This is a genomic window from Microbacterium shaanxiense, assembly GCF_054779995.1.
This window is the reverse complement of sequence record NZ_BAAGXE010000002.1, coordinates 151,850-164,285: the sequence shown is the minus strand read 5'-3', so window position 1 is coordinate 164,285 and position 12,436 is coordinate 151,850. Positions and strand designations below refer to the sequence as shown.

Genomic DNA, 12,436 nt, shown 5'->3' with positions numbered 1-12,436 from the left:
TGATTCGGGCTGACAGGTGTACCGGCGAGGGCGCGGCGAGCACGGGCGACGGCGAGTCGCGCCAAGCTCAGCGCGCCTGGCGCACGGGCAGGATGCTCGTCGGCGACGGGACCGCGGTGCGGTGGCGGATGCCGCGGGGCACGCCGGTGCGATCGTCCAGGTCGAGCAGTGCGACGGTGTCGGAGCGCTGCCCTGCGACGAGCAATTTGCCCTCGAAGACGAGGTGGTGACGGGGCCAGTCGACTCCGGAATCGGCGAGCGCGAGCGGCTCGACCGTCTCGCCCGCGCCGCGCACGCGGAGGGCGGCGATCGTGTTGCTGCCCCGCAGCGCGGTGTACAGCGTCTCGCCGTCGCGGGAGCGGGCGAGCTCGGCGGGGAAGTCGACGCCGACCTCCACCGCAGGGGTGGCGAGGGTGGCGGCGGCGAGCGCCCATCGTCCGTCCGGCTGCACGGCGAGCGTGAAGATCTCGCAGGAGTACTCGGTCACGACGTGCAGGTGCCCGCTCGTGTGCAGGACCATGTGGCGCGGGCCGGTTCCGAGCGGGAGCACCACTTCGTGATCGAGCACCAAGCCGCCCATGGCCGGACGCCAGATGCGCACGAGGTCGAAGCCGAGATCGGTGGTGGCGATGCGTCCGTCGGGGAGGAAAACGGCGGCGTGCGCGTGCGACGCGCGGGCAGGCTGGTCCACCTCCTCGACCACTGCTTCCGGTTCCGGTGCGGCTGGCGCGTTGAACCCGAGCACGTCGTCGAACAGCAGCAGCCCCGATCGCGGCGGTTCATCCACCTCGGAGGCCGGCTGCTCGAAGGCCATCGATCCGGCGCGGAGCATCGCCGCAGCGATCTCCTGCGCCGACGGCTGCTCCGAATCGGGATCCGCGGCACCCTGCACGGCATCCGGGTCGCGAGGGTCGCGCGCGGGCGCCGCGATCGTCGGTGCGAGAAGGGAGCCGTCAGCGGAGAGCTCGATGCGCACGACACGGCCGTCGCCGTAGCAACTGGCGATCAGGTACGCGCCGCTGGGCGCGACGGCGACATGGCAGACGGAGTCCCCCGCGTCGACAGGACGACCGATCGGAGAGAGTGCGTGCTCGCCGGTGCGGGCGAACGCCTGCACCGTGCCTTGGCCCTCAGCGGCGGCGTAGACGACATCGGCCGACGGATGCTGCGCGAGCCACGACGGAGACGGCATCTGCGTGACCGCACCGCGGTACGCGAGTGTGGTCTGCTCACGGCCCTCGTCTCCCGCGAGCAGACCGACACCGGAGGCGCTCCCACCCATGTCGGCGCCATAGCCGCCGACCCAGAACCGGGGCACGACTCAGTCGAGCAGGTCGTGACGCACGATCACCTGATCGCGCTCCGGGCCGACGCCGATCACCGAGATGCGGGTCCTGCTCATCTTCTCGAGTGCGAGCACGTACTCCTGCGCGGTCTGCGGCAGGTCCTCGAAGGTGCGCGCGGTGGAGATGTCCTCGCTCCAGCCGGGGAAGTTCTCGTAGATGGGCTTCGCGTGGTGGAAATCGGTCTGGTTCACCGGCACGTCGTCGAACCGCTCGCCATCGACGTCGTACGCGACGCAGACCGGGATCTGCTCGAGTCCGGTGAGGATGTCGAGCTTGGTCAGCACGAGGTCGGTGATGCCGTTGATGCGCGTCGCGTAGCGCGTGATCGGCGCGTCGTACCAGCCGACCCGGCGCGGCCGGCCGGTGGTGGTGCCGAACTCGAAGCCGGCGGAACGCAGCCAGTCGCCCTTCTCGTCGAAGAGCTCGGTCGGGAACGGGCCCGAGCCGACGCGCGTCGTGTACGCCTTGACGATTCCGACGATGCGGTCGAGGCGCCCCGGTCCGACTCCGGAACCGGATGCCGCGCCTGCAGCCGTCGCGGTCGAAGAGGTGACGAAGGGGTACGTGCCGTGGTCGATGTCGAGCATCGTCGCCTGACCGCCCTCGAACACCACGACCTCACCGCGCTCGAGCGCCTCGTCGATCAGATGCCCGGTGTCGGCGACCATCGGACGCAGCCGCTCCGCGTAGGAGAGCAGCTCCTCGACGATCTCGTCGACCGTCACCGCACGGCGGTTGAAGACCTTCACCAGCAGGTGGTTCTTCTGATCGAGCGCGCCCTCGACCTTCTGGCGCAGGATGTTCTCGTCGAAGAGGTCCTGCACGCGGATGCCGATGCGGTTGATCTTGTCGGCGTAGGCGGGACCGATGCCACGGCCGGTGGTGCCGATGTTGCGCTTGCCGAGGAAGCGCTCCGTCACCTTGTCGAGCGTGCGGTGGAACTGCGTGATGAGGTGCGCGTTCGCACTGACCCGCAGTTTCGAGACGTCGATGCCGCGCGCTGACAGCGCCGTGAGCTCATCGAAGAGCACCTCGGGATCGATGACGACGCCGTTGCCGATCACCGGCGTGACGCCGGGCGAGAGGATGCCGGAGGGCAGAAGGTGCAGGGCGTACTTCTCATTGCCGACCACGACCGTGTGCCCGGCGTTGTTGCCGCCGTTGAACTTCACCACCCAGTCGGTGCGGTCGCCGAGCAGGTCGGTCGCCTTGCCCTTGCCTTCGTCGCCCCACTGGACGCCGATGATCACGATTCCTGGCATGGGTAACCCCCTGGGTAATGCTTCTCGCCGGGTTTGCACCGGCCGATGAGCTGGCCCGATCGGGCCGTTCCATCTTAGCGAAGCCCTCTGAGACGCCCGCGTGGGCGGACCGACGACGTCGACCCTGGCGGGAAAAGCACGGAATCTGGCTCTCGGGCCGGTCGACGATGTCGGCGGCCACTGGGAGGATCGGATCATGCCCGATGCGCCCATCCGCCCCACCCCGCGCGCGACGAACGCCGCCGGGCCCGATGGCGCCTCGCCTGCTGACGCCGCACCGCGCTCCCGCGGATCGCTCACCCTCATCGCCGCTCTCGTCACCGTCGTGCTGTGGGCGTCCGCGTTCATCGGCATCCGCGGCGCCGGTCCGCATTTCGACCCCGGTGCGCTGGCCCTGCTGCGCATGGCTGTGGGCAGCGCCGCGTTGGCGATCATCGCTCTGCGGCACGGCATCCGGCTGCCGCAGCGCCGCTACTGGCCGCTGGTGATCGTATGGGGGATCGGCTGGTTCTGCGTCTACAACCTGGCGCTGAACAGCGCCGAGCTGACACTCGACGCCGGCACCGCCGCGATGGTCGTGAACCTCGCGCCTCTGATGGTCGTCTTCTTCAGCGGACTGTTCCTCCGCGAGGGCTTCCCCCGACCGCTGCTGATCGGCGCTCCGATCGCATTCCTCGGCGTGGTGTTGATCGGCATGAACTCCTCTACGAGCGCCGGGCTCGACATCACCGGTCTGCTGCTCGCCCTGCTTGCGGCCGTGATGTACGCGGGGTGCACGCTGGTGCAGAAGCATCTGCTGACCTCAGGAGTAGACGCGACGACGCTGACCTGGCTCGGGGCGATCGTCGGCACCGTCGCACTGCTGCCGTGGGCCGGCCGTCTCGTCGCCGACCTGCAGACCGCGCCGCTGGACGCGACGCTATGGGTCGTGTACCTCGGCATCTTCCCGACGGCGATCGCCTTCACGACCTGGGCGTACGTGCTTCAGCGGAGCACTGCCGGGCAGACCTCCGCGACGACCTACGTCGTGCCGGCGATCGCGATCCTCATGTCGTGGATGATCCTCGGCGAGGTGCCGACGCTGATGATGTTCATCGGCGGGGCCCTGTGCCTGCTCGGCGTTCTCGTCACGAGGATGCGGCGGCGCCCCTCCCGTTGATCGGCCGACCCGGACTGGCAGCCGATCAGAATTGATTGCGGCGAAGGACGACCCTCCGACAGACTGACACCATGCGTCATGATGACTCTTCACAGGGATTCTCCGCTCGCCTTCGCGCATCGGGGAGAGCGCTTGCAGCGGTCGTGGCGACTGCCGCGCTGAGCGTGGCCGTCGCCCCCATCGCCTCGGCCGCGACGACGACCGCGTGGGCATCGTGGGATCCGCTTGCCGGAACGGGCGGGAACTACACGTCATCGATGACGCTCGCCGGACAACCGGCCCTGGCGGCGACGATCACCAGCGACTCGCTCGGCGGTGGAGGAATCGGCGTCATCTCCGGTGGCTCGACGTGGCTCTCCGAGGGCACGCCGATCGGCGCGAAGTACGGGTCCAGCCGCGACCAGCCCTATCTGAACCTCCGCCCGCAGGCGAACAACGCCACCTCCCCCTCCACCACGACGTACACGTTCGACACTCCTGCTCCGGCCTCCGGCTGGGCCTTCGCGCTCGGTGACATCGACGCCGACTCGCTGCGCATCTCGGGCACCACTGCGACGGGCGGCGAGATCACCGCCGCGGATCTCGGCTTCCAGGACGCATTCAACTACTGCGACCCCGGCGTCGGCGTCGGCATGTCCTGCGCCGGATATGTCGGCGACGTGCCCACCTGGGACCCGGCGACGCTCACGCTCATGGGAAACCCGACCGCAGCGGACACCGCCGGAGCGGCGGCATGGTTCGAGCCGACCGTGTCGATCAGCACGCTCACCTTCGAGTACTCCCAGCGCTCCGGCTTCCCGATCTACCAGACCTGGTTCGCCTCGATGGCGCGGGACATCACCGGCACGGTCCGCGACGTGGAAGACGGACCGCTCGACGGCGTCGCGCTCTCGCTCACCGATGCGAACGGCACAGTCGTTGCCACCACGACCACGTCCGGCGGCGGCCTCTACTCCTTCCCCGGATTCTTCGCGACCGACGGCTACCAGGTCACCGCGACGCCGCCGCCCGGCAAGGTCGGAGTGATCGCGACCGGAACCGCTGACCTGCGCACGGCAGACGCCGTGGTCGACCTCACGGTGCGCGACATCGCCTCGCTGGATGGCACCGTGACCGCAGCAGGCTCCGGCATCGGTGGCGTCACGGTCACTGCGACCGGCCCGGGCGGCACCCTCACGACCACGACTGCGGCCGATGGCACCTATTCGTTCCCCCTGATCGGAGACGGCACGTACGACGTCGCGATCACCGTGCCAGCGGGCACGGTGGCGGTCACACCGGCGACGAGGAACGAGACCGTGGCGGGAACGGACCTCACGGGCATCGACTTCGAGCTGGCCAGGCTCGGCTCGATCTCCGGGACGATCACGGACTCCGACGGCGATCCGCTCGACGGCGTGACGGTCTCGCTCGACGGACCCGCGGGCACGGCCACCACGACGAGCGGCGCGGACGGGACGTACTCGGTCGGTGACCTCCTGCCCGGCACGTACGAGATCTCGGTCATCGCCCCCGACGGCTACACGGTCGACGGGCCCGCCGTCGTGACCGCGACGATCACAGCATCCGGTGACGTCGTCGTGGATCGCGACTTCGCGCTGATCGCCGACCCGATCGTGCCGGTGGACCCCGTCGACCCACCGACGACGAATCCCGGCGGACAGGCACCCGGCTCGAGTGCGAGCGGATCCGATCCGCTCGCCACGACCGGTGCGGACAGCACACCGTTCATCGCCGGAGGACTGATCGCTCTCCTCAGCGGCGGGCTCCTGTTCCTGATCGGTCGTCGTACCCGCGGACGCGCATGACGCGAACGCTGTGAAGGATCAGCGCCCGATCAGACGGTTGCGCTCGATGCCCAGGGTCGCCAGCGTCTCGGCCGCAAGACGACGTTTCAGCTCGAGCGACTCGCCGATCTCGGCGGCGAGCCGTGGGCGGGTGCGGATCAATTCGTCCACTGTCGCCAGCGGGAGGGCGACGATCGTGAGGATCTCACCGGCGACGGTGACAGCCTGGGTGCGTTCGCGGGTGAGAGCCGTCTGACCGATCAGGTCGCCCCTCTCCGCCTCGGCGAACTCGATCCTCCCCCCATCGACGTCGAGTGCGAGCACTGCCCGTCCCGACAGCACGATCTTCACCTCGTCGGGGATCACTCCTGCCGGGAGCACGACCTCTCCGACTCCATAGCGCTCCAGGCGCGCCGACGCCAGGAGCGATTCGGTGTCCTCCTCGCGCAGATGCAGTGTGGGCGCGATCGCCGCGAGTGCCTCGACGAGCCGCTGAGGTTCGGCGAGCGGATCGGTGGCATCGCCGTCCAGCGCGAAACCGCGGCGGCGAGCGGCGTACCAGAGCCAGGACAGGTACATCGAAAGGGCCCGCCCGGCGTCGGCAGGACCCGCGACCGGAATGGAGACTCCGTACGCCCCGCTGCCCGAATAGTCGACGGATGCGCGCGGTTCGGGCAATCGCATCGGCAGAGCGTCGGCGATCTCCAGCAGCAGCGCCATGACCTCGTGCGGCGGGTCATCCGTCGAGAAGCTCACGGAGGTGGTCGCGAAGTAGGGCCCCTCCGGCTCACTCATGTTCGTGAACGAGGCTCCGGACAGCGTGGAGTTCGGGACGATCTGGATGCCGGCGCCTGTCTGGATATGCACGGCCCTCCAGTTCACCTCGACCACACGGCCCTTCACGCCTGCAGCATCGAGCCAGTCACCGATCTTGAACGGCTGCTCGAACAACAGCAGCAGTCCCGAGATCACACCGCCGACAGCGTTCTGCAACGCGAGGCCGATCACGATCGAGGTGACGCCGAGCGCGGTGATCAGACCGCCGACATCGGCGTCCCATACCCAGGAGAACAACAGCGCGAGCCCGACCACCACGAGTGCGAGGCGAGCGATCTCGACGAAGATCGTGGGGATGCGGTCTCGCCATGATCCAGGCTCGGCGTTCGCGAACAGGGCGACGTTGAACGAGGACAGCACGAGCAGGATGACGAGGAAGCCGAAGACCGTCGCGACCACCCGAACCCACACCTGATCAGCCGGCGATCGGATTGCGAAACCCAGCAAGGCGAACAGGGCTCCGGCAGGGACGACCCAGTTGCGCAGCAGCCGCAGCGGACCGGCGATCGGGTTGTTGCGACGCGACAGAGTGCCGATCGCCTCAGTGAGCACGACAAGCAGCACCGGCACGCCGACGGCGAGCGCGATCACCCACCAGGCCCACCCGTCCTCGAACGCCTCGGTCATCTCACGCCACCTTCCACACCGTCTCGGTCCTGCCCTGCGATTCGACCGTTCCCGCCTCCACATAGTCGACAATTTCCTGCGTGCGATCGCGCACCGTCTGGCTGACGTAGACGCCGGGCTCGCCGGTCACCGAACGCACGCGGTAGGCGAGGTTCACGGCATCACCCCACAGGTCGTACGCGAGGGTGGTGCGCGCCACGAGCCCGCTCGTCACGGTTCCGGTGTCGACTCCGGCGCGCAGCGCGATCGACGTGCCGTTCTGCACATTGAACCGTTCGACGACATCGACGAGCTGTCGCGCGAAATCGACGCTGCGCCGCACGTTGTCGACCCGCGGGATCACCATTCCCGACGACGCCAAGTAGCCGCCGTGCAGCGTGCGGACCTTCTCCACGCCGGCCTTGTCCGCGGCCTCGTCGAACCCGCGCATCAGAGCATTCAGCTGCGCGATCTCCTGGTCGCCGGTCAGACCTCGCGCGTAGTCGTCGAAGCCGACGAGCTCCGCGAAGACGACAGACACGTTCTCATGCGCTTCCGAGATCGCCTCGTCGCCCTGCTTGTATCTGCTCGCGACACTCGCCGGCATGAGCGTGTGCAGCAGCTTCTCGTTCTCCTTCTTCTGCTCATCGATGAGGTCTTGTTTGATCCTCAGGCTCGAGGCCATGTCGTTGAAGGCACTGCCGAGATCGCCGAATTCGTCGCGCGAGCCCTGCGGCACCTGCACATCGAGGTCGCCCTCCGCCACCCTGTGCACCGCACCCACCAGCCGGTGAATCGGCCGCGTGAAGATCTGCGCGAGCAGCAGCGACAGAAGTGCGACGCCGAGCAGGATGCCGAGAAGCGAGAGCAGCACGTTCCTGGTGAACTCGGTCACGGGGGCGAACGCCTCGGCCGTGTCGATTCTCGCGATCACCACCCAGTCGAGCCCCTCGACCTCCAGCGGCGCGTAGGCGGTGACACTGTCCCCGCCCATGAAGTCCCTGCCGACGATCGTGCCGCTGCGACCGGCCTGGGCCTCTGCCACGGCGAAGGTGTTCACAGGCTGGAGCAGAACGGTCCCCTGGATCTCCACAATCCGCTCGGCGATGCTCGGGGCGACGCCGCCGTTGACGATGAGCTCACCGTACGATTCCGGGTTCTCGATGAGCCTTCGGGCGTTGCTGCGCATGAGATCGTCGCGCCCGACGAGGTAGACCTCGCCCGTGTCTCCGAGACCCTGCGCCTTCCACTGCTCATTGCCCGTCATCACGTCATTGATCTGATCTATCGACAGTTGGAACGCGATGGCGCCCGTGATCCGCTCATCGTTGCCGACCGGCGACACCACCCACATGGAGGGGATGTTCAGCGAGGGGATCCAGCGTTCGAAGTCGGTCATTCCTACCGCTTCGACCGAGTTCGTCGCGATCGTCTCGCGATAGGTCTCGGCGAAGGCCGTGTCGCGATAGGGACCGGTGTTGAGGTTCACTCCCAGATCGATCCCCTTGTAGGCCGAATACACGACATCGCCCTCGAGATTCAACAGCAGGGCATCCTCGTATCCGACGTGTTCGATCAGGCGCGAGAAGTAGTCGCCGTAACGGTTCGCCGCCGTGGAGTACGAGGTACCGTCGCCGGCATCGTTACGGTTGAGCAGCATGTCATAGTCGGCGTCGAAGTCCAGGTTTCCGGTCGTGTATTGCAGCTGCAGATAACGGCCGGCATTGGACTCCGGAATGAAGGCGGTCTCCCCATAGTCCTCTCCCGCTCGCGCTTCCAGCTCGGGAATGTAGGTCTCCGCGTAGTACGACTCGAGCTCCGTCTGCTGATCGGGCGTGAGCTGCTGTGCCTGGAGCTCATCGAAAGCGGCGTTCAGAGCAAGCGACATGTTCTGCGCGCTGAGGTTGCGGGAGTTCAGGGACGCGGTCTCCTTGGCATCGTCGATCGATTCGATCGCCTCGGCCGCGCGCATCGAACGAATGGTGATGAGCTGGTCGACGGCCGCGTCATGCAGGGACTGTCTGCCGTTGATGAAACCGATCGCGCCGACGACGATCGACGAGACCAGGCTGACGGCCAACAGCATGATGAGCAGCTTGGACTGGATGCTGAGTCCGCCGCGCGCGAAACGCGACCTGCCTTTTTCTCGCCTGATCGCCGCTTCTGGGGTTGTTGCTTCCGACACTCGCCGCTCCTGTTTCAGACCCTCGTCAAGACGATTCCCCATCCCGATGCCCCCAGGCATGACGCGGCGCCCTCTCCCGCAGTCAGATGCGGTCAACATATCGCGGATCGATCGGCAACACCGAGATTTTTTTCGCCGTTTCATCGCGCGGCGCGACGCCCTCGCTAAAGTGATCCCGCAGGAGGCAACATGACAACCTGGTGGCCCTACGCCCGTCTCGCATTCGCCGTGCTCGCCGCAGCGGCGATCATCGCGCAACTTGTCCAGACGATGACCAACGCGCTCACGGCGACCACCGAATGGGGTGGCCACATCCCCACGGTGGCCACGAACTTCATCAGTTTCTTCACCGTCGAGTCCAACATCCTGGCTGCCATCGCGCTCACGATCGGCGCGATCTGGGCCTGGACGTCCGGCAAGAACTCCGATCGCGAGCCGGCGTGGCTGGCCACTCTTCTCGTCTGCGTGAGCACGTACATGATCGTGACCGGCATCGTCTACAACCTCCTGCTCCGCGGATACGCACTGCCGCAGGGTCAGACCGTGCCATGGTCGAACGAGGTCCTGCATGTCGTCATTCCGCTGTTCATGCTCGTCGACGTGCTGTTCGCGCCGAAGCGTCGGGCACTGCCGTGGAAGGCGATGCTCACTGCGGTCGCGTTCCCGATCGTCTGGGCGGTGTACACGCTGATCCGGGCGAACTTCATCATCAGCCCGACGAACGGAAACGCCTGGTGGTATCCCTATCCGTTCCTCGATCCGCACCGGCAGGGCGGCTACGGCGGGGTCGTCGTCTACATCATCGGCATCGCCGTCGCGATCATCGGCGTGGCCGCGCTCGTCATCTGGGTCGGACGCCGTCGCGGCGCACGTTCCCTTGAGCAGGCCGACCCGATGGTCCAGGCCCGCACGGTCTGAGCGCCTTCCCGCCACGAGGAGTGCTCGGGTGATCGATATGGTGTCGTTGTGGATGGATCCGTGCCGACACCCGTGATGAGCCCCCGGCGTCGCGACAACCGTGTCCACGCCACCGAGACGCCTCTGCCCGCCGCGCAGCCTGTGCAGAGCGCCCGCGCGTCCGTCCCGGCGCCTGCTCGAAGGCGACGGATCGCCCCGTGGCTCCTCGTGAGCGGAGCCGCACTGGTGCTCGTCGGAGTGATCATCGCAGGTGCCCTCGCGACCGGTCTGCGCGATGACGCCGCGGTCACGGCATCCGGCAGCGACCCGATCATCGGTCGCGACGCGCTGAGTGCGCACTGCGTGCCGAGAGCGCTCGGCGAGAGCGGCGAACGCGTCGACCGGTGCAGCGAGACGGCTGACGCCGTCGTGGCCCCACCGCGCGCACCGGACGCACCCGCCCCCGACGCCGTCGAGGAACAGGATTCCGCCGCCGAGGAGGGCGTTCGGGACGATCCCGCGACAACGATCGGCGCGACGCCGGATGCAGCCAGCCCGTCGGACGAGTCCGCCGGAGTACCCGATGACGATGCTCCCGCCTCGCCCCCGGGATCCGCCGCACCCGCCGCACCCGCGGTTCCCTCATCTCCTGCACCGGCACCCGCACCACCGGCACCCGCACCTCCCGCACCCTCACCGGCCGCACGGCCGCTTGCCTTCACGGGGATCAGCGAGAATCACGCGATCGGTCTCCTGGGCATCCGGATCCTGTCGAGCTACACGCTGTCGCTCTCAGGGCAGCCAGGGGCGACGGCATCCGTCGTATATGACGGCGCGACCGCCGGTTCCGTGACGTTCGACGCCGGTGGTCGGGCCCGGATCACCCTGGGCGGATCGTTGATCAGCGCCGGCCTCCGTGACCCGGTCATCCGCGTCTCGTACACGGGCGGCACGGTCGGCGCCGACATCCAGGCGACGCGCGACTCGATCTGACCTCAGACCGGCACGACGTCGCGGTCGACGAAGTCCACGATCGTTCTCGTGAACAGCTCCGGGTCCTGGATGCTCCACACGTGGCGCATCCCCGGTGCGGTCCAGGTTCGCGTCTGCGGCATCGCCGCCGTGAGCGCCGGGAACGCCGCGGCGACGCTCCTGGACTCCCTCCCACCGGCGATCGCGAGCATGGGCCCGTCGTATCGGGAACGACCCTCGGGCATCGCGCCCGCGAAGATCTCGCCGTACATGCGCATCGCGGCGTCCTTGGCGACGCCCATCCCGTCTGAGACGAACAGCTCACGAGAGTCGTCCGGGATGCGGAACATCGCCGCCTGCATGCTCCAGAACCAGCGCCTGTCCCACGAACGCAGCTGCAGTTCGGCGAGCCGACGTTCCCACCCGCCGACTCCGGTCATGGCCGCGCCGGTCACCATGCACGAGCGCACCACATCCGGATGCCGCATGGCGAGATGCACGCCGATCACACCGCCCATCGACAGGCCGACGACGTGCGCTCTCCCCTCCGCCGCCCGTTCGCGGATGATCTCGGCGATGTCGTCGGCCGCGCCGGCGAGACCGGGCCATCGCTCACCCGACCGCGCGCCGAAGGCCACGACGTCGGGCGTGATCACGTGCCGGCCGGCGAGCCCCTGCACCTGCGGTTCCCACATCCAGTTGCCCACGTTGCCGCCGTGCAGCAGGATGATCGACTCGCCCGCGCGAACGCCGTGCTCGATCGGATACCGGTCCATCAGCGCGTCTCCTCGGTGACGGCGTCGCGCACGTCGGCGAGCCAGGCGAGCTCGGCATCCGCCACTCGCAGCCCCGCGTCGAGGGTCGCGTTGCGCAGCACGGCCCCGAGCCCGTTCGTGGGCCGCGGAAGGCCGGCGAGCTGCTCGCGTTCCGCGCGGATCGAGTCGGCCCTTTCGTCGAGCAGAGCGAGCACACCATCGACGCCGAGCGGCTCGGCGAAGAAGAGCCGGGCGAGGAACGGCTCCTTGGGCAGCGGCGCCTCGATCGGCGAACGCAGCCAGGCATGCAGCTCCTCCCGTCCGACGTCGGTCAGCGCATGCACGCGGCGATCGGGGCGTCCGGTCTGGACGATCAGCTCCGTCTCCACCGCGCCGTCGGCCTCCAGCCGGTCGATGGTCCGGTAGATCTGTGATTGGTCGGCATGCCAGAAGTGCGCTACCGATCCGGCGAATGCCCGGCCCAGGTCGTAACCGCTCTGCGGGGCGATGTCGAGCAGGCCGAGGATGGCGTGTCTCAGATGCATGAACCTAGTAGACCACGCATATATAGGACTGCACAAGTATATGATCGGTATGGGGATTTCTGCCCGTGCCGCCGGGATGTCCGAG

10 protein-coding genes are annotated in these 12,436 nt (G+C 67.9%); 4 read left to right on the top strand and 6 right to left on the bottom strand.

Annotation, left to right across the window (positions count from 1 at the left end):
- Positions 1–67: 67 nt before the first annotated feature.
- Positions 68–1,318 (bottom strand): lactonase family protein, encoded by a 1,251-nt coding sequence (locus ACYVG2_RS05665; protein WP_460780068.1) that lies wholly within the window; start codon positions 1,316–1,318, stop codon positions 68–70.
- A 3-nt stretch (positions 1,319–1,321) separates the two neighbouring features.
- On the bottom strand, positions 1,322–2,608 hold the full coding sequence (locus tag ACYVG2_RS05660) for an adenylosuccinate synthase (protein WP_460780067.1): 1,287 nt from the start codon (positions 2,606–2,608) through the stop codon (positions 1,322–1,324).
- 196 nt (positions 2,609–2,804) lie between these two features.
- Here ACYVG2_RS05660 and ACYVG2_RS05655 point away from each other — a divergent pair, with 196 nt between their 5' ends.
- Positions 2,805–3,767, top strand: coding sequence for a DMT family transporter (locus ACYVG2_RS05655; RefSeq protein ID WP_460780066.1), 963 nt, complete (start codon positions 2,805–2,807; stop codon positions 3,765–3,767).
- A 71-nt stretch (positions 3,768–3,838) separates the two neighbouring features.
- Positions 3,839–5,575, top strand: a complete 1,737-nt coding sequence (locus ACYVG2_RS05650) for a carboxypeptidase regulatory-like domain-containing protein (protein ID WP_460780065.1) — start codon at positions 3,839–3,841, stop codon at positions 5,573–5,575.
- A gap of 18 nt (positions 5,576–5,593) precedes the next feature.
- Here the strand turns inward: ACYVG2_RS05650 and ACYVG2_RS05645 are convergent, their stop codons facing one another.
- The gene (locus ACYVG2_RS05645; RefSeq protein ID WP_460780064.1) at positions 5,594–7,018 is read right to left on the bottom strand and encodes a mechanosensitive ion channel domain-containing protein; all 1,425 of its coding nucleotides are present in this window, start codon (positions 7,016–7,018) and stop codon (positions 5,594–5,596) included.
- Between the two features lies 1 nt (position 7,019).
- Complete coding sequence (locus ACYVG2_RS05640; RefSeq protein WP_460780062.1) at positions 7,020–9,182, bottom strand: adenylate/guanylate cyclase domain-containing protein; 2,163 nt, start codon at positions 9,180–9,182, stop codon at positions 7,020–7,022.
- Between the two features lie 189 nt (positions 9,183–9,371).
- Here ACYVG2_RS05640 and ACYVG2_RS05635 point away from each other — a divergent pair, with 189 nt between their 5' ends.
- Both ACYVG2_RS05635 and ACYVG2_RS05630 read left to right on the top strand, forming a co-directional pair.
- Positions 9,372–10,100: a Pr6Pr family membrane protein gene (locus ACYVG2_RS05635; RefSeq protein ID WP_460780061.1), complete on the top strand. Its 729-nt coding sequence runs from the start codon at positions 9,372–9,374 to the stop codon at positions 10,098–10,100.
- A gap of 60 nt (positions 10,101–10,160) precedes the next feature.
- A complete protein-coding gene (locus ACYVG2_RS05630) occupies positions 10,161–11,072 on the top strand; it encodes a hypothetical protein (protein WP_460780060.1) in 912 nt (303 codons plus the stop codon).
- A 2-nt stretch (positions 11,073–11,074) separates the two neighbouring features.
- Here ACYVG2_RS05630 and ACYVG2_RS05625 read toward each other — a convergent pair whose 3' ends face one another.
- A complete protein-coding gene (locus ACYVG2_RS05625; RefSeq protein WP_460780059.1) occupies positions 11,075–11,827 on the bottom strand; it encodes an alpha/beta fold hydrolase in 753 nt (250 codons plus the stop codon).
- Positions 11,827–12,351 carry a PadR family transcriptional regulator gene (locus ACYVG2_RS05620; protein ID WP_460780058.1) on the bottom strand — a complete coding sequence of 175 codons (525 nt, stop codon included), beginning with the start codon at positions 12,349–12,351 and terminating at the stop codon, positions 11,827–11,829. The genes ACYVG2_RS05625 and ACYVG2_RS05620 overlap by 1 nt, the downstream gene beginning before the upstream one ends.
- Between the last annotated feature and the right edge of the window lie 85 nt (positions 12,352–12,436).

What these genes read in the sequence shown, in the direction of transcription:
- ACYVG2_RS05655 (WP_460780066.1), top strand. Translation starts at nt 2,805, where the DNA reads ATGCCCGATGCGCCCATCCGCCCCACCCCGCGCGCGACGAACGCCGCC.
- ACYVG2_RS05660 (WP_460780067.1), bottom strand. Translation starts at nt 2,608, where the DNA reads ATGCCAGGAATCGTGATCATCGGCGTCCAGTGGGGCGACGAAGGCAAG.
- ACYVG2_RS05635 (WP_460780061.1), top strand. Translation starts at nt 9,372, where the DNA reads ATGACAACCTGGTGGCCCTACGCCCGTCTCGCATTCGCCGTGCTCGCC.
- ACYVG2_RS05625 (WP_460780059.1), bottom strand. Translation starts at nt 11,827, where the DNA reads ATGGACCGGTATCCGATCGAGCACGGCGTTCGCGCGGGCGAGTCGATC.
- ACYVG2_RS05645 (WP_460780064.1), bottom strand. Translation starts at nt 7,018, where the DNA reads ATGACCGAGGCGTTCGAGGACGGGTGGGCCTGGTGGGTGATCGCGCTC.
- ACYVG2_RS05620 (WP_460780058.1), bottom strand. Translation starts at nt 12,351, where the DNA reads ATGCATCTGAGACACGCCATCCTCGGCCTGCTCGACATCGCCCCGCAG.
- ACYVG2_RS05650 (WP_460780065.1), top strand. Translation starts at nt 3,839, where the DNA reads ATGCGTCATGATGACTCTTCACAGGGATTCTCCGCTCGCCTTCGCGCA.